The sequence below is a fragment of the Eubacterium sp. 3_1_31 genome, assembly GCF_964249515.1.
Taxonomy (GTDB): Bacteria; Bacillota_I; Bacilli_A; order Erysipelotrichales; family Erysipelotrichaceae; genus Longicatena; species Longicatena caecimuris.
The window spans coordinates 53,807-73,837 of the sequence record NZ_CAXUBY010000002.1; the positions used below are offsets into that span (position 1 = coordinate 53,807).

At 38.1% G+C, this 20,031-nt stretch carries 20 protein-coding genes and 2 tRNA genes; 6 read left to right on the plus strand and 16 right to left on the minus strand.

The window, feature by feature from the left end; all coding sequences use genetic code 11:
- From rsgA to priA, 9 genes are all read right to left on the minus strand, one after another.
- Window positions 1-867, minus strand: coding sequence for a ribosome small subunit-dependent GTPase A (gene rsgA / locus ACESSZ_RS01115; RefSeq protein WP_008689194.1), 867 nt, complete (start codon window positions 865-867; stop codon window positions 1-3).
- Window positions 867-2,576: a Stk1 family PASTA domain-containing Ser/Thr kinase gene (gene pknB, locus ACESSZ_RS01120; RefSeq protein WP_119957476.1), complete on the minus strand. Its 1,710-nt coding sequence runs from the start codon at window positions 2,574-2,576 to the stop codon at window positions 867-869. The genes rsgA and pknB overlap by 1 nt, the downstream gene beginning before the upstream one ends.
- Window positions 2,569-3,315, minus strand: a complete 747-nt coding sequence (locus ACESSZ_RS01125) for a Stp1/IreP family PP2C-type Ser/Thr phosphatase (RefSeq protein ID WP_008689196.1) — start codon at window positions 3,313-3,315, stop codon at window positions 2,569-2,571. The genes pknB and ACESSZ_RS01125 overlap by 8 nt, the downstream gene beginning before the upstream one ends.
- Window position 3,316: 1 nt before the next feature.
- Window positions 3,317-4,375, minus strand: coding sequence for a dual-specificity RNA methyltransferase RlmN (rlmN, locus tag ACESSZ_RS01130; RefSeq protein WP_008689197.1), 1,059 nt, complete (start codon window positions 4,373-4,375; stop codon window positions 3,317-3,319).
- A gap of 241 nt (window positions 4,376-4,616) precedes the next feature.
- A complete protein-coding gene (locus ACESSZ_RS01135; protein WP_008689198.1) occupies window positions 4,617-5,948 on the minus strand; it encodes a TldD/PmbA family protein in 1,332 nt (443 codons plus the stop codon).
- Window positions 5,941-7,341 (minus strand): TldD/PmbA family protein, encoded by a 1,401-nt coding sequence (locus tag ACESSZ_RS01140; RefSeq protein ID WP_017144612.1) that lies wholly within the window; start codon window positions 7,339-7,341, stop codon window positions 5,941-5,943. Before ACESSZ_RS01140 ends, ACESSZ_RS01135 begins: the two co-directional genes overlap by 8 nt.
- A gap of 278 nt (window positions 7,342-7,619) precedes the next feature.
- Entirely contained in the window at window positions 7,620-8,867 is a 1,248-nt protein-coding gene (rsmB, locus tag ACESSZ_RS01145; RefSeq protein WP_008689201.1) for a 16S rRNA (cytosine(967)-C(5))-methyltransferase RsmB, read from the minus strand.
- Window positions 8,864-9,652, minus strand: a complete 789-nt coding sequence (locus tag ACESSZ_RS01150; protein WP_008689202.1) for a phosphatase PAP2 family protein — start codon at window positions 9,650-9,652, stop codon at window positions 8,864-8,866. Before ACESSZ_RS01150 ends, rsmB begins: the two co-directional genes overlap by 4 nt.
- A gap of 3 nt (window positions 9,653-9,655) precedes the next feature.
- Entirely contained in the window at window positions 9,656-11,821 is a 2,166-nt protein-coding gene (gene priA, locus ACESSZ_RS01155) for a replication restart helicase PriA (RefSeq protein ID WP_008689203.1), read from the minus strand.
- A gap of 181 nt (window positions 11,822-12,002) precedes the next feature.
- Between priA and ACESSZ_RS01160 the strand changes: the two genes are divergently transcribed.
- Genes ACESSZ_RS01160 through ACESSZ_RS01170 form a run of 3 tightly spaced genes read left to right on the plus strand, consistent with a single transcriptional unit; the run spans window position 12,003 to window position 13,241 of the window.
- Window positions 12,003-12,236 carry a hypothetical protein gene (locus ACESSZ_RS01160; protein WP_008689204.1) on the plus strand — a complete coding sequence of 78 codons (234 nt, stop codon included), beginning with the start codon at window positions 12,003-12,005 and terminating at the stop codon, window positions 12,234-12,236.
- Complete coding sequence (locus ACESSZ_RS01165) at window positions 12,236-12,463, plus strand: GNAT family N-acetyltransferase (RefSeq protein WP_368668978.1); 228 nt, start codon at window positions 12,236-12,238, stop codon at window positions 12,461-12,463. Before ACESSZ_RS01160 ends, ACESSZ_RS01165 begins: the two co-directional genes overlap by 1 nt.
- A 22-nt stretch (window positions 12,464-12,485) precedes the next feature.
- The gene (locus ACESSZ_RS01170) at window positions 12,486-13,241 is read left to right on the plus strand and encodes a DUF975 family protein (RefSeq protein WP_008689205.1); all 756 of its coding nucleotides are present in this window, start codon (window positions 12,486-12,488) and stop codon (window positions 13,239-13,241) included.
- A 61-nt stretch (window positions 13,242-13,302) separates the two neighbouring features.
- On the opposite strand, the gene ACESSZ_RS01175 is transcribed toward ACESSZ_RS01170, so the two are convergent.
- Genes ACESSZ_RS01175 through ACESSZ_RS01200 form a run of 6 tightly spaced genes read right to left on the minus strand, consistent with a single transcriptional unit; the run spans window position 13,303 to window position 18,165 of the window.
- Window positions 13,303-13,509: a heavy-metal-associated domain-containing protein gene (locus ACESSZ_RS01175; RefSeq protein WP_008689206.1), complete on the minus strand. Its 207-nt coding sequence runs from the start codon at window positions 13,507-13,509 to the stop codon at window positions 13,303-13,305.
- A 43-nt stretch (window positions 13,510-13,552) separates the two neighbouring features.
- The gene (locus tag ACESSZ_RS01180; protein ID WP_008689207.1) at window positions 13,553-13,840 is read right to left on the minus strand and encodes a DUF1905 domain-containing protein; all 288 of its coding nucleotides are present in this window, start codon (window positions 13,838-13,840) and stop codon (window positions 13,553-13,555) included.
- A gap of 39 nt (window positions 13,841-13,879) precedes the next feature.
- Window positions 13,880-14,788 (minus strand): sugar phosphate nucleotidyltransferase, encoded by a 909-nt coding sequence (locus tag ACESSZ_RS01185; protein WP_008689208.1) that lies wholly within the window; start codon window positions 14,786-14,788, stop codon window positions 13,880-13,882.
- 56 nt (window positions 14,789-14,844) lie between these two features.
- Window positions 14,845-16,431, minus strand: a complete 1,587-nt coding sequence (locus ACESSZ_RS01190; protein ID WP_008689209.1) for an ABC transporter permease subunit — start codon at window positions 16,429-16,431, stop codon at window positions 14,845-14,847.
- A complete protein-coding gene (locus ACESSZ_RS01195; protein ID WP_008689211.1) occupies window positions 16,415-17,200 on the minus strand; it encodes an ABC transporter ATP-binding protein in 786 nt (261 codons plus the stop codon). The genes ACESSZ_RS01190 and ACESSZ_RS01195 overlap by 17 nt, the downstream gene beginning before the upstream one ends.
- On the minus strand, window positions 17,188-18,165 hold the full coding sequence (locus ACESSZ_RS01200; RefSeq protein ID WP_008689213.1) for an extracellular solute-binding protein: 978 nt from the start codon (window positions 18,163-18,165) through the stop codon (window positions 17,188-17,190). Before ACESSZ_RS01200 ends, ACESSZ_RS01195 begins: the two co-directional genes overlap by 13 nt.
- 290 nt (window positions 18,166-18,455) lie before the next feature.
- On the opposite strand from ACESSZ_RS01200, the gene ACESSZ_RS01205 reads away from it, so the two are divergent.
- From ACESSZ_RS01205 to ACESSZ_RS01215, 3 genes are all read left to right on the plus strand, one after another.
- Window positions 18,456-19,043, plus strand: a complete 588-nt coding sequence (locus tag ACESSZ_RS01205) for a hypothetical protein (RefSeq protein WP_008689215.1) — start codon at window positions 18,456-18,458, stop codon at window positions 19,041-19,043.
- Between the two features lie 245 nt (window positions 19,044-19,288).
- Window positions 19,289-19,362: transfer RNA gene (locus ACESSZ_RS01210), tRNA-Cys, on the plus strand.
- A 6-nt stretch (window positions 19,363-19,368) separates the two neighbouring features.
- Window positions 19,369-19,456 (plus strand) — tRNA-Leu (locus ACESSZ_RS01215).
- Window positions 19,457-19,588: 132 nt separating this feature from the next.
- Here ACESSZ_RS01215 and ACESSZ_RS01220 read toward each other — a convergent pair.
- Window positions 19,589-20,011, minus strand: coding sequence for a GNAT family N-acetyltransferase (locus ACESSZ_RS01220; protein WP_008689217.1), 423 nt, complete (start codon window positions 20,009-20,011; stop codon window positions 19,589-19,591).
- Window positions 20,012-20,031: the final 20 nt, after the last annotated feature.

Sequence of the window (20,031 nt, forward strand, 5' to 3'; positions counted from 1 at the left end):
TTAATACTTAGGTTTTGCTTGTTTGATCATCTGCACAACTTCCAGATAATGTGCATAACGTTCACCGTTGATTTCTTGCTTTTCCACAGCCTCGCGAATAGCACAGTTTGGTTCTTGCACATGAATACAGTCATTAAACTTGCAGTGATGCAGATAAGGTGCAAAATCAGGAATACGTTCAGCCAGCGTTTGAATGTCCATCGTTGTAAAATCCATGGAAGAAAAGCCCGGCGTATCGGCTACCCATCCACCGGCAATCTCATGCAATTCACAATGTCTGGTCGTATGTTTTCCACGTCCTAACGCCTTGCTGATTTCTTGTGTCTGCAAATGAAATGTTGGATCAATACGGTTTAGCAATGAACTTTTTCCAGCACCACTTTGTCCTGTCAAGACGGAGATCTTCCCTTTCAATATTTGTATGAGCGCATCACTGGCATACCCTTTCCCACTGATATAAACATCATAGCCACTATCGCGATATGCCATGATTTTCTTATGAATTTCATCATCTTCCTCGATAAGATCCATTTTCGTAAAGCATAAGATGGGATGGATCTGTGCGTAACATACTTGAAAAATCAAACGATCTACCAACACCGTAGAGAAATCCGGATCTTTACAAGACATAACGATGATTGCCTGATCGACATTGGCAATTGCCGGACGCAGCAATTCATTTTTTCTAGGTAAGATTTTCTGAATACCGATTTGTGCGTCAAATCGCTGAAGCTTTACAACATCGCCAACAACCGGTGCTTTATGCTTACGCAGCTTGCCCATGGCAATGCAGGCTAAATGTTCACCCTGTTCATTTAATACCTCGTACTGATTTGAAATGATTTTAATAATTCTTCCTGTTTCCATCAATAGTAGTACAATGTGATCGTATTAGAGCCTTCCTGTATGTACCAACTGCCTTCGACAGGATCACTCTTGACCACAACTCCTTCCTCAACATCTTCATCATCCTCTGGTTTATCCATTTGTACCAATACCGGGATGATTCCTTTTTCCCCTAAGATGTTCTGTGCTTCTTCCACTGTTTTACCATTCAGCTGAATCGTGAATTCCACGCGTTTTGTTACCGTTACATATAATTCACAAGGTTGCTGTGGATCCAGCTTTTCGCCAATATTTAAACCGCTTTGTTCGATAATGTACCCTGGTTTATACTCTGCATTCTCTTTTTCTTTAACAATGAGCTTCACCTTAGGTGCATATTCTTCTAATTCCTTTTTCACATCTTCATACGGACGGTTTTTGTAATCTTCGACGATATAATACATACCTTTTGAAATCGTTAACGTAATTGGATCACTGGTTTTATACTTACTGCCCGCTTTCGGATAAATATCCACTACCGTACCAGAACTTTTATCATCGGTTAATTTTTCTTCGATTTTGATCTTATCCTTAGCAAAACCTGCTTCACTTAATTTGGTGATAGCTTCATCTTTCGCAAGATCAATAACTTCTGGAATGGCCGCTTCTTTCGGCGACATGATATTAGTGAAAATCATGAAAGCCACAAGTGCTCCAATAGCGATACAAATGCCAATTATGAGTGGTGTTTTGTGCTTTTTCTTCTTTGTTTTTTGCTGTTCCGCTTTTTGCGGATGGTCATCTTCATCCGGTATTTCCATCACTTTTGCTTGTCGCGGTTTATGCTGAGTCACCTTTTTTTGTTCCTTCATGATCAGGGTAGGATCTTGTTCCTGCGCAAAGCTGAGCTTTTTTACATGCGCATTTGATGCATCTAAACAATGTTCTAAATCATATAACATTTCTTTGGTGCTTTGATAACGCAATTTGCGGTTTTTTACCGTCGCATGGATAATGATATTTTCAATTGATTGAGGAAGGGTAGGATTAAATTCACATACACTAGGTACTTCCTCACGTAGGTGTTTCATGGCGATCTGTACCGGATTATCACCGCGGAAAGGTACGCTGCCTGTCAACAATTCGTAGAAAACAATTCCTAAAGCATAAATATCAACCTGATTCGTAGGTGTTTCCCCTCTGGTAGTTTCCGGTGCTAAGTAATGCGCACTGCCCAGTACTGCATCACTTTGGGTCAACTGTACTGAATCATGTGCTAGCGCAATACCAAAATCCGTAATCTTGATTGTTCCATCATCCTTCACTAAGACGTTTTGCGGTTTGATATCACGATGGATGATGTTATGCTCATGCGCATGCTGTACCGCACTGGTTAATTGAATCATGATATCAACAGCCTCTTCCTTATGCAAGGCTCCACGCTGACTGATCAACTGTTTTAAGGTTCTTCCTCTGACATACTCCATGACAATATAATGATGCCCATCATATTCTCCTACATCATAGACATCAACGACATTGGGATGCGAAAGCTTACTGACCGCACTTGCCTCACGCTGAAAGCGCAATAACGTGACTGGATCTTTGCTTAATTCTCCACGCAGCACCTTGATGGCAACCTCACGATTCAAGATCGTATCCTCAGCCAGATACACATCTGCCATGCCGCCTTCTCCGATACTGTCTTTGATGATATAGCGTTCTGCTATCATTTTTTGCATTCTATTCATCTGCTGCATCCTCCTTATCCACAAGGATGACACTAACATTATCATAACCACCGGCATCTAATGCCGCTTGAATTAATAAATCTACCTTTGCCTGTAATGCACAATCACTTTCCATGATATGGCGGATTAATTCTTCACTTACATAGCCATGAAGACCATCACTGCACACTAATAGCATCTTATAATCTTCTTTGACCTTATTGATATCAACCTTTACACTATCCCAAATACCCAAAGCATTTGTCAGCACATTGCGATTAGGATGATGCTTCGCTTCTTCTTCACTCACTTCACCGCGTTTTAATAAATCAGCCACATAGGAATGATCTTCTGTCAAACATAAAAAATCATCTTCATATAACCCATAGGTACGAGAGTCCCCGACATTAAACACATAGGTCGCATCCGGACAATGCAAGATACCAACCATGGTTGTTCCCATACCGCGCTGTTCTTCTCGTCTGGTTGCCTGCGTAAAAATCAAATCGTTTGCTTCCTGAATGACACCTTTCAGCCATTGTTTTACTTCTACATCATTTTTATGGCATAATACTGCTTGTTCAAAGCTTTTTTTCATATGTTCTGCGGCCAATGCGGACGCCACATCACCGGCTTTACCTCCGCCAATGCCATCACAGACAACGGCTAATAAAGCATGCTGTTGATTTTCTGCCAGACAGATACTGTCCTGATTATTTTTACGACGTAAGCCGATATGACTCTTTCCATAATACTTCAAGCTAGTTTCCCTGCCTTTCTTTTGCTTCTTTGCGTAAATGCTTCACTCTTAACTGTCCGCATGCCGCATCAATATCCGCTCCATGCTCCTTACGAATCGTACAGCGAATCCCTTCTTTCATGAGGGCATCATAAAAGACCATTGCATGGGCATGATCAACACCTTGAAAACCTTTCTCATCCACTGCATTGTAAGGAATCAAATTTACATAAGCATTTAAACCACGCAATAGTTTTGCCAACTGTTTCACATGCTCTTTTTGATCATTGACACCTCTTAATAAGATATACTCAAACGTTAAACGTCGATTGTTTTCTGCTGCATACTGACGAATTGCCTTCATGAGTTCTTCCAAAGGATAGGCGTGATTGATCGGCATCAGCTCATCACGCAGCGTATTGTTAGACGCATGCAAAGAAATCGCTAAGTTATACTGGGTATGTTCCTTTGAAAATTCATAGATCTTAGGAACGACACCGCAAGTCGAAATCGTAATATGTCTTGCCCCGATACCTAAGCCACGATCATGATTCACCGTACTTAAAAAATTCATCACATTTTCATAATTATCAAATGGCTCTCCGGTACCCATAACAACGATATGGCTTAAACGCTCTTCCTGTTTATCCAAATCCTGTTGTACATACATCACCTGTGCAACCATTTCACCACTGGTAAGATTACGTTTTTTCTTCGTTAAACCACTGGCACAAAACGCACAGGACATATTACAACCAACTTGGCTTGTTACACAGATGCTTTTTCCATAATCAAACTGCATTAAGACGCTTTCGATCAAGGAGCCATCTTCCAAGGCAAATAAATATTTTGTTGTACCATCACTGGATACTTGTTTATCTTTTAAAGTCAATGGCTTCAAAGCATAGTTTGCTTTTAGGATTTCTCTTGTTTCCTTTGACAAATCACTCATTTCATCAATAGAGGTTACCCGTTTGCGATACAGCCATTGAAAAATCTGGTGTCCGCGAAATTTCTTCCATTCATGAGAAAGTGCCAATTCTGCCATTTGCTCATAGTTAAAATCATATAAACTCTTCATGTTATCACCAACCGCCTTTTATTTTACCATAGAATTGACCATCCTACCTATTAGATTGAATGGATTTTCAGGAAGTTTTAAGATTTTCTTTAAGAAGCTGAATGAACAGAAAGATTTGTTTATGCAGGTGGCACAAGAATAATAGATGAAAAAATAAAAACAACACTTTTTGAATATTACTTATTTAAACTTAACAATTCAAAAAAAGAGTTTACCTGTTTTGGAAAACTCTTCTCTCTAATTATTTACCACTTACAGCAATGGTTTCAAATAAAATACTTGGTGTACCGACACCGCTCATTCCCATCTTGCAGTCGTTGCCAACCATTTTAATATGCTTCATCATATCTAAGAAATTGCCGGATATCGTGAATAGGTTAATTGGTTTCACAATGACACCATCTTCTACATAAAAACCTTCGGATTGTAACGAAAACTCTGTTGATACTGGATTTAATCCAGCATGCAGACCATTCAGATTGGTGACAATAACACCTTTTTTCATCGTTTTAATCATTTCTTCATAGCTTGCCATACCATTTTTGATATAAAAGTTTGTTGGTGAAATACCAACTGGTCCGCCATAGCCACCTTTAAAGCCATTGCCGGTAGAAGTTGTCTGCATCAATTCTGCTGATTTGCTATTATGCAGATACGTTTTTAATATTCCCTTATCAACGACTGTTTTCGTATAGCATGCTGTACCTTCATCATCAAAGGATGCTGAATTTATGCCATCCTCCATCAAAGGATCATCAATTACACTAATCTTTGCATCAAAGATAGCTTCATTAAGTTTATCTTTCAAAATAGAAATACCCTTAAAGGCATTTTCGCCATCAAACAAACCTGCTAAAGCACTAAACAATGAGGTCATAGCACTTTTTTCCATCAATAATGGATAATTGCCGCTTTCTATCGTATCCGCATGAAGCTTATTGATGACCTTATCACATAATTTATGCGCAAAAGCAGGTATATCCAAGGCTTCCAGATCTTTTATATACAGCCAATCAAAAGCACTCTTTGTATCTTCGCCGTCCTTTGCCAATACTTCCACGTAAACTATGGAACAACTGTCACTGTCACAAAGATCCATACCTTTTGTATTTACAATACTGCGTACTGCAACACTTTCTTCATAGGTGGTTGTCATGACTTGTGCAATTCGTGAATCCATTTGTTTTACTGTTTCTTCCAGTTCTTTAAGTTTCTGGATCTTTAAACTGTTTTCTGTTTCTAATAATGTGTTTTTATGCTTTTGTATTGTTGGATAACTTTCTGCTGGTGCTAAGATCATTACTTTATCTTCCGCAGTAATAATCGAAGCATTTTGTTTAATCTGATTTAATACATCGTCTATCTGCGCATCATCTACTTCTTCTAAGAAACAGTTTCCCATTTTCCCTTGATAAACTCCACGCATGGCAATCCCATCACAATCACTGATACTAAAAGAATCTACCTTTTGTTCATAAACATTAATAGAAGTTGAAGTGTGTCGCTGTTCATAGATTTCAAATTGTTCTAATCCGGCTTTTTTTGCCGCATCCATCCATAACTGCTTATTCATTTGCACTTCCTCCTTCCTTACCACCGACAATCATCGCACTTACTCGTAATGGCGGTTGTCCTACATCAGTAGGAATAGAACCGCTGCTTGCCCCACACATACCAGGTGCACGCAATACATTTTTCCCTACCATATCTATTTTCATCAAGACATCAGCACCATTACCAATCAAAGTAGCACCTTTCACCGGTTTACTGATTTTACCGTCTTTGATCAAATAGCCTTCACGTACTGAGAAGTTAAAATCTCCGGTACTTGGATCTACACTTCCTCCACCTAAGGATTTTGCATATAAGCCATAAGAAATACCTGCAATCATATCTTCCAACGTATTATTTCCCTCTGTAATAAAAGTATTTGACATACGGGAAGTTGTTTCATATTTATAAGATTCTCGACGAGAACTGCCGGTACTTTCCATACCCATTCTGCGACCATTGAGTCTATCGATCATATAACTCTTTAAAATACCATTTTCAATTAATACACGGCGCTGTTGGAAGTTTCCTTCATCATCAATGTTTTCAGAACCCCATGCATTTGGTATCGTTCCATCATCGACTGCCGTAACACACTCACTTGCTATTTTCTGTCCTAATTTACCACAGAATACAGACTGACCTTTCGCAACTGCTGCAGCCTCTAAAGCATGCCCGCACGCTTCATGGAAAATAACGCCGCCAAAGCCGTTTTCAATCACGACAGGCATTGTGCCACTAGGACAATCATCTGCATAAAGCATCTGCATTGCTGCTCTAGCTGCTTCTTTCCCTGTTTCTTCCGGAAGTGCTTCTTCATAAAATTCCATGCCCTTGCTAGAACCTGGCGCACAGCTTCCGGTTTCATGCAAATCGCCGTCTTCTGCAATTACGGTAACTCCTAAACGGGTATGCACACGCGTATCTTGAATGTAGCGACCTTCGCTATTGGCAATTGCAACATGCTGTTCTTCATCCATTAAAAATGACATGGCTTTTTGAATATGTGTATCGTATGCCATGGCAGCATCATTAGCACGCTTCAGCAATGCGACTTTCTTTTCCATTGGAAATGTCTTTGGATATAACGTAACCGGATGCGCATTCTCATAGGTTACTTCCTGAAGTTTGACATGTTCAATGACTTGTTGATCATCAATAGCGGCAGATAACTGCTTCGCTGTTTTTATCAAATTTTCTTCACTTAGATCATTGGTATACGCATATACCGATTCTAACCCATGATAGATACGCAAACCAATCCCTCTGCGTATTCCACTGTTAACATCTTCAACCTTTCCATTCAGCATGGAAATAGAATTACGATAATTTTTTTCTTCAAAGATTTCCGCAAAATCGCCTCCGGTTTTCAGAGCCGTTTCCAGAACCTTTTCTAACACTTTTATTTCTAGCATCATGTTCACCTCGTTATTCAGAATTATACTCTGAAACATTTTATTACGCAATGAAAAAGATTCCAAATATAATGTAAAATATCAAGCACTTAACTATCTATGTAACACAAAAAGGTGAAAGATCGGCATGCTCATCTCTCACATTTTATGGTTTTTAAATCCTATTAATTGCGTAATCTATGCCAATTACGTATTATACTCATCTACAAAATCATAAAATAATCTTTTCTATTCTACCCACTTATCTTTGATTCTCATAATCAATCCCTCTATCTTAATTAAGCTTTCTTCTCCATCTTCGCAATATAAAAGCCATCACTGCCAAACTCAAAAGGAAATATCGTTCTCTGTGATACTAAGGTAAACTCCTCATGTTTCTTTAAGAACGTTTCCACCTGTTTCTCATTCTCTTTTTTATTTAAAGTACAGGTAGAATAAACAAGGATACCGCCTTGTTTCACCATTGTGCTTGCTTTTTCTAAAATAGCTGCTTGTAAAGGAATCAATGTATCCATATCCTCACTCTGCATATGATACTTGATATCGCTTTTTCTTGCTAAAACCCCATAGCCGCTGCAAGGTACATCACATAACACACGATCAAAACTAGCTTCCTGTAATCCTTGTAATTTCGTCGCATCCATGACAACAGGATGAATGCTATGCAGCTGTAAACGATCTGCACCTTGTTGAATCAGTTCCACACGATGTTCATGAATATCACCACAGATGATTTCTCCTTCATCCTGCATCAATTCCGCCATATGTGTAGACTTTGTCCCCGGTGCTGCACATACATCCAAGATGCGCTCCTTAGGCTGAGGATCTACACAATAAGCAACCAGTTGACTGGCTTCATCCTGTATGGACAACATACCATCTTCATACCAGGAAGTATGGGCTAAAGAGGTTCCTTGATAATATACAGAAGAAGCTAATTGTCCAGCCGTAAATGAATTGTCCTGTGCTAGGAATTCTTCACGACTCATACGCATGAGATTCACTCTGGCGCACTGTTTACGCGTTTCCATATTACTTTCACAGATAGCGCGGCAAGTTTCCTCTCCGTATTGCGCCTTCCACATATTGATGAGCCAATCCGGATGTGAAGTTTTTATTGCCAACTTTTGTAGCGTATCCTTTGGCAATTCTCTTTGCCCTCGCTGCATGATCTTATGTAAAACGGCATTTACTAATGCTCCCTGTTTTTTACCACCATGTTTTTTGGCTATCTCTACAGCTTCATTGATGATGGCATATGCCGGCAGTTTATCCATATAAAACAACTGATATGCGCTCATATCCAATAAGACTGCTGTTTCTGCTTTTGGTAATTTCTGTACCAGATCTTCCCATTGATAGCGACATAAGCGATAGTTTTGTAAGGTTCCATATACGATAGTCGTGATGAGTCCTTTATCCTTTTGTTCAGCCTTATCTAATTCTTTACGTAAATAAAGGTTACTATAGGTTTTATGGATACAGATCTGACAAAGCGCTGTATAAGCAAACATTCTAGCATTCATAATACTTCTCTCCTTCGATAATATCTTCGATAAAACAAATACCAGCTATAGGTCATAAGAAAGCCGACAGCAGTATCACTTAAAAAATGAGCCCCCATGGCCATACGTGAGATAGGCATGTATATAATTAACATCCAAATGATGATCGTACGCACGATTGATGGTTTTTCATAACGGTTTTTCCGCCACTCTAAGAAACACAGGATGCTGGTAAATCCGCTCGTATGACCACTGGGAAAAGAGCGATTTCCGGTAACACCTTGTGGGAGATACCATTTTATAAAATCCTGTGCATTTGTTAAATCACGATAGCGAATTCTGCCCCAAAAATGCTTTATGATGGTTGTACATACTGCGACACTTAACATCACACAAGTAAAAAAGATAAAGAAAGGCAGCCGCTGTTGCAATAAATGTTGATCCATTTGTGATAATAAAAGCAAGATTGTGAAAAGATAGAGAACTGCCAATATAAGAAGAATGCCATATAACCATAGAGCGTCTATGCGCATCCAGTAATGTAAGGCATCCTGTACGACGTAAATAGAGGCAATCATAGCACAAAAAAGATATCTATATTTTCGTTTTACGAGATACAACATCGCAAAGGTTACGATGACCATAGATTGCAAAGGAATTAAAATCAATCGTTCAAAGAAAACACCACTATAGGGTAATCGGCCATGCAAAGCATTGGTAATCTGATAATCATAAAGGCTGCCAATAAGCAATAATACAATTGCAATACCATAGGGCAACACTGTTTTTAAAAGTTCTTTTTTCATATTTTACTCCAGTACCACCGGTGATACATCAATATCCAATCGTGTTCTAGCTTTTTTTGTTATATGGTCCTGATAGACATCCCATGCATAATGATTTAATAATGCTTGATCCTTTCCTTTTAAGAGGATCCGCATGCGATATTCGTCACGTAGCTTATTTAAAGAAGCCGGACCTAAAATCTTACCGTTTTCTTTCTTTTCTAAAATCTGCATGGCTGCTTTCACATCCTTTTCCACCATTTCTTTTGTTTTATGAGAAAAAACCAAAGATACCAAATAACGATACGGCGGATATCCGGCTAAGTGACGATAACGCATCTCATGCTTAAAAAACATCAGATAATCATGATGAAGGGCACTTTGTATAGCATAGTGTTGCGTATCATATACTTGCAGGATGACTTTTCCTGCTTTATCACCACGCCCACTTCTGCCACTTGCCTGTTCTAATAAATCATATGTCAGTTCTCCGCTGCGATAATCACTTCGATTCAGCATAGCATCGCCATTCACAATGCCAACCAATGTAACATTGTCAAAATCTAATCCTTTTGCAATCATCTGCGTTCCTAAAAGAATATCTGCCTCATGATTCCCAAAGGATTTCAAAATGTCTTCATGGGCATGTTTTTTTCCGGTAGTATCTGCATCCATGCGCAAAATACGAGCCTGTGGGAATTTGATCTGGACAAATTCTTCCAACTTTTGTGTACCTATACCTAAATACCGCCAACTGGCTTTACCACATGTAGGACAATAGGCGGGTACTGACATCGTGTGTCCGCATGTATGACATTTTAGTACCTGTTCTTCTTTATGATACGACATTGCCACATCACAATGGGGACACATTTGAACAAATCCACAGGAAATGCAGCGTAAGATTGGCGTATAACCACGGCGATTTAATAATAAGACAATCTGTTCTTTCTTTTGCAGACGCTCATAAATGGCATCCAATAAGTCATTTGATAGTAAATAGCTTTCTGAATTCCCTACAGCTTTGCGCATTTCTACCAATTGCATTTCAGGGAAACGGGCATTGATGCGTTTTGGCATTTCTACTAGCTGATAAATACCTTTATGAGCTCTGGCATATGTTTCTAAAGACGGTGTTGCACTCGCCAACACGACTTTCGCATGATGATACTTTGCACGCCATACAGCAATATCACGGCAATGATAGCGTGGTGTTGCATCCTGTTTATAACTGGTATCATGCTCTTCATCTAAAATAATCAATCCCAAATGATCAAATGGCATAAAAATAGCACTGCGTGTACCAACGACAATTTGTACTTTATGCTCTTTTACCAATTGATACTGTTCATACTTTTCTTGGGCATTTAATGCGGAATGATAAATAGCTACTGCTTTCCCGAAACGTGCTTTTACCCGTTGTACCATTTGGGGAGTCAATGCAATTTCAGGGACCAACAACACTACCTGTCGTCCTGTTTCTAACACTTTTTTGGCAAGTTGTAAAAAAACCTCGGTTTTCCCACTTCCTGTCACACCATGTAGTAAGGATACGACCTGGGTTGCATGTAAAAGCTTTTGCATAGCCTTTTTTTGATCCGGCTGTAATGTCTTTTCTTCATCCTGCTCACTTTCCAGCAAGCTTGCCTTTGCTTCTTGTTCATAGCTTTCGACAATACCATATGCAATCAATTTTTTACCGGGGGATTTAAACATTTGATAAAATGTATTGCGCCGCATGCAGCCATGACGCTCAAGCTGTTCATAAGCAGCCTGTTGTTTTTCCGTTAATTTTTGTGTCGGCTCTTTACAAATCCGTACCCATGTTTCCATCTTGATCTTGCCATGTGTTGAACTTGGTTTTAATTTTGCCGGCAGCATACATTGAAAACATGCGATACGCGGAGCTATATATGTTTTCCCCATCCAATCAGCCAAAGTAAACAGTTCTTCATTGATCAATGGTTCTGCATCTATAATCTTTGTAATTTCTTTGATTTCATAAGGATATTTTGCAAGCGTTTGTTCATCTGCTTCTTCTACTTTACTGACAAATCCAATGATGCTTGTCTTATGAAAAGGCACTTGAACACGGACACCACGTTTCACATTGGCATCATAACAACGGTAAGTAAACGTATGGTCTAAATGTAATATCGGATGTTCTACAAATACATGTACAAGCCTCATCAGTTTCGCCTCGCTTTTTTATGTAGGTATTATATCATGTTTTCTTCTTTCTTTTCTTATCCTTTTACTTATCTTTTACATTCTTTCCGCTGAAACACTCAACGTTTGCTTTTTCCTATCCTATATGAATACTTATATGCTATAATAATCATACGTAACTGCTAAATCAGATCGCATTAAGATGAGTATATTGATACGATTACAAACGATTAATGAAGCCAATCATGAAAGATGTCTAGCTTTAAAAGCAAGTGTCGCAAATGCGAATTTTGTTGACACGGTAACACATTCATTGGCAGAAGCATATGTCTTTTATCATGATATGATACCATTTACCATTTATGAGGATGATCCGATGATTGGCTTTGTTTCCATGTATGTAGGTGATAAAACTATCAGATTATCAATTGCTTAATTGAGGATGCTTATCAGAAACAAGGATTCGGTACAAAAGCGGCGAAAGTCTGCATTCATTACTTACAAGAAGAATATAATGCAGCAAGAGTTTCTTGTCCGGTAGATCTTCATAACAAGGATGCGCAAGCCTTTTGGAAAAAATTAGGCTTTCAATTCTCAGACACGGTAGAAAATGTTTTCATGCGGTTCACGATACCAAAAGATAGAATTCCGGCTTTTAGCTAATATATAGAGAAAGGGTGATGTTATGTTTTCACGAAAAGAATTAAAAGACCGCTGTAAGGCAGTTATGCAGCGCAGCTATTGGAGGATGTTTCTCGTTTCCTTTATCGCCATGTTATTATGTGGCAGAATGAGTGATTCTATTGCCAATCAAACACATCATGTATCCGATTATAAGGATGGTATCACATTGGGCGTTGGATCTTTAACTTATACTTTCCATGATGCGACGATCTTTGATACCATTTGGCTAAACAACTTTTTGGGCTTTGCATTTTTAATTGTTTTTATTATTGGCATTATAGGTATTCTGTACGGTATCTTTATCGCCAATCCTTTACGTTGCGGTGTCAATCGCTTTTTTCTCCAAAATATACAGGAAGCACAAAGTATATCCGTTATCTTTTCAATTTTTTCAGATAATTATCTCAATGTCGTAAAGATTATGCTGTTAAAAAATATCAAAATCTTCTTATGGACCTTGTTATTTGTTATCCCTGGCATCATAAAATCCTATGAATATCAGATGATTCCATATCTGTTGGCAGAAGATCCGTCATTGAGCAGTGAAGAAGCCTTTGCGCGCTCCCGGCATATGACAATGCATCATAAATTTGATATGTTTGTACTTGATCTATCCTTTATCGGTTGGCGTATTCTAGGCAGTTTATTGATTATCGGTAATTGGTTTGTCAATCCCTATTATGAAGGCGTATTAGCTGAATTATATCTGGACCTACAGTTACGTAATGGATATGACCGTACGCATGATTTTTATTAAGTAACATTTCCAGCTATTTTAAGACATCCAGATTGAAAAAGGTGCGTGATTTCTCACGCACCTATTTTACTTCATAGCCAACTTCTTCAATGGTTTCTTTAATATTTTCTTCTTTAACCTTCGTTTCATCAAAGGTAATGACTGCCTGATTGTTCTTTGCGCTTGCTTCACAGCTAGTCACTCCGTCTAGTGCCATAACAGCATTTTGAACACGTGTTTCACAATGTTGGCACATCATGCCTTCAATCGTTATTGTTATTGTTTTCATCATTATCACTCCTCATCTATAGTGTAGCACAAGTTCTTATCATTTACTGTTTTTTTGCCTTAGGATCACGCTCTTGCAATTTCACATGCACAGAATCTGAAGGCTGTTTGTTGATTATTGCACGAATATCCTTGCGTATCCCTAAAATATGGCAAGGAGTCTTCATCTTAACTAAACTGCCATCATAAGGTACATCATCAAACCATGCATGAACATACACACGTCCTTTGCCGAATTCTTTTTTCACATCAAAGGGAATCTCGACATACGCTCCATCTATATCTTCCACTTTTTTGATAATGGCATCAAATTCATAGATTTTTTCCTTCATATGTTTCACCTAGTAACAATATGCCACATAAAAACTTTACTATACATTATAGATTGGATCAATTTGTTTCAATTCTTTAAATGTATCTATTTCCACAATATCTTCCTGATGAACCGGTTTTACCATAACCTTATGATGATGCAGACATTCCGCTAAAGCCACCTCATCCCAATATTTTTCTTTACCTCCCGGCATTCTAAATACGGTATCAATATCCTCAGCCATCGTTTTGCCATCTTCCTTATTCCAATAAGAAATACCGACCATCTGATGACAATCTTTTCCCCCGACACCCAATTTGGTTATATATCCTTTTTTCGTATGAAAACACCAATCATCGGTAACATCTACTTTAATCCCACAGTAATTGGTCGCATATTCATATTTGCGAATAATTTCCGGATTGTATAATAGCAAATCACTTTCCAACACATATGCACCTTCCATCATATCCTTGATCAGATACGCACTGGAGATATTATTGGTCTCATTATACAATGGATTTTCAATAAATTTAATTTTCGGATATTTATGCAGCAAGACATCAAACTGCTCACCTAAATAACCTCGTACGATTGTGATATCCTCAATACCGGCTGCGACGACCGCATCCAATAAGGTTTCAATGATGCGTTTCCCATGAACAAGTACTAATGGTTTTGGTGTATTTAAAGTGATAGGCACCATACGAGAGCCAAAGCCGGCAGCTAAGAAGATAGCTTTTTTCACCCGGTAAGGTTCTAAGGTTTCATAGCCTTTTAATGTCACATCATACACTGAATTGCGAATACTGCGCAGCATTTCACTTTCCAATAGCTCTGCCAGTGTTTTATTAACAACACCCAGTGATACATCCAACTGTTTTGCCAATGCTCGCTGTGTGATCTTTGTGTTTTGATGACGTTCTATGTAGACAAGTAATTCAAATTGATTTAATGTTAGCGTCATAATTCCGTTTCTCCTTTATGTAATCGTATTATAGCATTTCCCTTTGTTCTTGCAAACTACTTTTCTTTTTGTAAGGAACGCTTTAGTAAATAAATAATCAGCTTCATTACCAAATTCACGCTTAAGATCACAATAGAGATAAAAGCCGTTGCTTCAATGAGTGATTGTGAATCAAATTGTGGAATCAGCAAAGATAATGGCATATTACGGAAATTTGCCAAAAAAGACACCGCCGATATGGTAACCATACAATTCACAAAGATATAAGAAAACATTTCAATGATGGTTGCTTGCGTACATGGAATATATACATCTTTTAACATTCGCAGTTTAGAAATCCCCATCGTTGCTGAGATATCTTCCAAATTGCTGTGAAACTGCTGTAAGGAATTATAAGCAAGCAAGTATGGATTGGCGAAAAAATGCGTAATATTGACGAGTACCAGAATGGAAAGTCCTCCATAAAGTAGGCTTCCTTTATAAAACAGCACATAGCTCAAACCTAAAACCACACCGGGAATGGCCAGTGATATCATGGAAATCAGATGCAGCGCCATATTGGAAAAGCTATGATGGCTGCGGGCGGTAATAAATGCCGTAAAATAGGTTAAGCACACACCAAGGATACTGGTCAATAAGGCAATTGCTAACGCATTTTTAAGATACATGCGAACTCCCAGATCAAAAGCCTGTACTACATTATCCAAGGAAAAACTCATATCGGTAGGATATTGTTTGACAAAGGATAAAATGGCGAAGGTGATAATCGGCAAAGAGATAAACACCACCGTGGCAATGCAGATAATATAGGCAATGCGATCACGTTTGCGATTAGGTGTTATGACATAGTTTCTTGTAACCGTAGAACTATTTCCTTTATTATCATTTTTAAAATCAATGATAAAGGCGATAAAGGCCGGTATTAACAGCAATATCCCAATGATGGCCCCTTTTGAAAAATCAAGCAAGCCGATTACTTCTCGATACATATAAACCGGCAATGTCATGGATTTCCCACCAACAACCAGCGGTACTCCATAATCGGTAAAGATCATGGTAAAAACAGAAAAAATCACACTGATCAAAGGGCCTTTCACATTGGGCAAAGTAATTGTAAGAAACTGTTGTTTCTTACTTAGTCCTAAAACAGTTGCCGCCTCATAGGTCGTATAATCCTCATATTGAAAGGTATCACACAGCATGAGGAAAGCAACAGGAAAGGAGTATAAAATAGAACCTAAGATAATGCCATTATATCCATATAAATAAAACTTCATATGCAAAAGATTACTAATGAGTCCGTTATCGCCAAATAATAACACCAAGCCCATGCCATGAGAGATGGAAGGTATGAGCATCGGTAACGTAAATAAAACGGTAAATATGGAACGATACCGAAGATTGGTACGATTCATGAACCAGGCCAAAGCAAAGGCTAGTGAAACAGAAAAGATCGTAGCCAGTGTCGTCGTTATCAAAGAATTTATCAACATCGGCGCGAATTGCGGGCTGTGGATGACCTTACTGATATCTTCTCCATCAATATGAAAAAACAAAGTGAAAAGAGGCAGTAATACAGAAAAACATAAGAAGATGAGCACCAACAGCTTACCTGCGCGAAAGCCTCTATTTTTCATAAACATTCTTCCCTGTGCACACACACAACGATGCTAACTTACTATCTAAATGAGCAATGACAAAATCTTTGATATAATCATTTGCCGGATGTTCATAAATATTTCTCGGTGTATCGATTTGTTCAATATTGCCTTCACTCATGACCATGATGCGATCGGATAAATAAAAGGCCTCTTCCTGTTCATGGGTAATAAAGATCATTGTCGAGTTAAATTTTTTCTGAATATCCTTTAATTCCTTTTTCATGACCTCGCGCATGCTGACATCCAATGCGCTGATAGGCTCATCCAATAATATAATCTTAGGATTTAAGGCAAGCGTTCTGGCAATCGCTACACGCTGTTGCTGCCCACCGGATAATTGGGAAGGACGTTTATCAATCTGATCCAGCATACCGATTGCCTCTAAGGTGGACAGAGCAATCTTACGACTGTTTTGCTTCAAATCAGCACGCAGTTTTAAGGCATATTCCACATTTTCCAAGACACTCATATTCGGGAATAACGCATAGTTTTGAAAAATGATGCCCATTCCACGTTCACTTGGCTTTAAATGTGAAATATCTTGAGCGTCTAATAAGATTTCACCATCATCTTGTTTCTCCAAACCAATCAGAATACGCAATAAGGTTGTCTTTCCACAGCCACTTGGTCCTAATACACTTAAGAATTCTCCTTCTTTTACAGCAAAGGAGATATGTTTTAAAATATCCTTTCCGTCAAAGTTTTTATATAGATCTTTAACGATGAGTTTTGCATCCTTTAGTACTTCCATACTTCTAACAACCTTTCTTTTTCATGTATATCTTCGATTCCCGTCATATCCGCATAAGGAATATGTTTCGGATAATTGGGTATTGTATTTTTTTGATGCTGCAAGATCTGCTCCGGTGAGAAATGTTCCTTATCATATAATAGAAAATCATTTATGATAAAATCAAATACACGTTGTACATCGGCATCATTGCTGCTATGTTTCATCATGCCAGTGCCAGTCAATGAATATGGAGAACCTTCTTTCGGATAGACAATTTGAAATGGTGAACCTTCATTGATCTGATTTACTGCTTGAAAAGTCAGCCCTAAACCGATTCCAATTTCGCCCTGTATTAATAATTTAATAGGTCCACTGCCACTTTCACTAAATTGCTTCACATTATATTCCAGTTTATCAATATATGCTAAGGCATTCGCTTCTCCCATGGTATTCACCAAATTCTTATAAAAGAAATAGCCGGTACCACTGGATTTCGGATCGGGCATGGCGATAAGATTATAATATTTGCGATCTAACAGCTGTTCATATGTTGTCGGAATAGGAAGATGGTGTTTTTTTAAAACTTCGGTATTGATAATGAAAGCCCCTGCCTGACGTTCCCAGATTACATAGCGATTATCAAATTTATCCGGTTGTAATTCACGCAGATAAGATAATTTGCTATAACCTTTGATATCCGCTAATTCCTCTTTGATTTTTTCCATATAGCTGGATTCCAATCCTACGATGATATCGGCATCACTTTGATCCTTTTCCACATAGATTTTTGCTGCGGCTTTGGCGGTTGGCACATACATCACCATGGCATGCAGATCAGGAAATTGTTCATTCAATTGTTTTTGCAATTCTTCCCCACGAAATTGTTCCATGGAAGAATAAATAATGATGGTTTCTCTTTCCTGACGAATGCTCAGCAACAGAATTGCCGTTATTAAAAACAATGCCACGATTGCCTTCCTCATCTTTCCACATCCTCCCTTTGTTCAAGTTATATTCATTTTAGCATACAAAATGAACAAATCAACCTTTTAATTCTTAATTTTACTTCATATTACTTCCAATGATTTTACATAAATTGAACAATCCATAATAATGAAAACGCTTTTTTGATCTTCCTAGAGAACAATTGTTGCAATAGCAAGCTCATAGCGAATGCCTTCAGATTGAGATTCGTGATAAGAAAAATCCCTTATCTACTTTTGCATGAAGACCATCGTAGCATACATACTAACCTTAGAAGGAGGGTAATCCTATGAAAAAAATTTATACAGTCTTTCTCATGGTGTTATTTTTATTTATCTTAACACCTGTACACGCAAAAGATACGCAGAACATCCTCATCACCGGAAAGCATCTTCCTTATATCATGGTAGCCAGTATGCAGGAAGATGATTCTATGGATATGTACCTTATTCCAACATCTTTGACCTTACCGCTTTCGCAAAACCCCCAACAGTTGCGGCCATTAAATCAATACGATAAGCAAGAAGAGATCAATCGCATACGTGAAGTGATTCAACAATTCTTTGAGCTTTCCATCACCAATACCGTGTATTTACATATGGATACTATTCAAAAAGATATGGGAGTCGCTTATAATGAACAAACCTTTTCTGATGTAAAACATATGACCGCTTATTTCGCAAAGGTAGTCAAACAATTAAAACTCTCGATGATTTTTCATGCGTCTGATTATCTAGAGGATGATTTGAATATCAGTGATTATTATGCATTCTATAAGATATTTCACGATGGTCATCCAAAAATACGCTATCATTATGTAAATTATCTGTATATTGATCCTACCGTCTGCTATCCATTAGATAATCAATTTTCATAAGTTTATCTTTCACATACAGATGGTAAAGTAAGATTGGGTAAAAACGGAAGTTGCCTTTCTCTACTAGTTCTTGCTAACATCCATAACTCCTCCATCATAAAAGGAGCTATGGATTTATTTTTGCACATCTATTTATTTTCTCATGAAAAAAATTAAATTTTTTTTAAATTTCTGCTTGCATTTTTTGTATTTTATTATATAATGTTATAGCACCGATGATGTGGGGCAATCAAAAATAAATATAAGGTTCCGTAGCCAAGTGGTAAGGCAATAGACTGCAACTCTGTGATCATCGGTTCAAGTCCGATCGGAACCTCCATTACTTGGGGTAGTGGCGAAATAGGCAGACGCAACGGACTTAAAATCCGTTGGGAGTTAATCCCGTGCGGGTTCAAGTCCCGCCTTCCCCACCAACATACGAACTAGCCTTTGCAAAAAGGCTTTTTTTATGTTTTACCATTTCAAAAAAAAGCATAAAGTCGTTTGCTTTATGCTTCCTATACCATGCAGACAAACATCATTTTTCATATGCTTGCATGGTTTTTTTATGCTTTCCACATCAAGTGATATACCTGAGCATTCGTTTCTGCATCGTTTTCTTTTGCTAAAATAGCAAAGTGTTCCCTTTGATAAAAACGCAATGCTTTTTCATTCTTTTCATATACATGCAATTGTAAAATTGTTTTGTGTTTTTTTAATTCATCCATTAACTTCTTTCCAATGCCCCTATTTTGCATTGCTTCATTTACAAAGATACCCGCAACATACGTATCCTGTAATCCGGCAAACCCTACAACAGCACCATTCTCCTCATATACATATACCTCTGCTTCTTGTATGGCTTGAGAAACCATCGCATACTGTTTTTTCCAATAGGTAGGTGATAGAAAGGAATGCGCTGTTAGATTGCCATGTAGCCAAATATCCATAACAACGTCATGGTCCATAGCTTCCATTTTTCTTATCATACTACTTCCTCCTGTAAGAT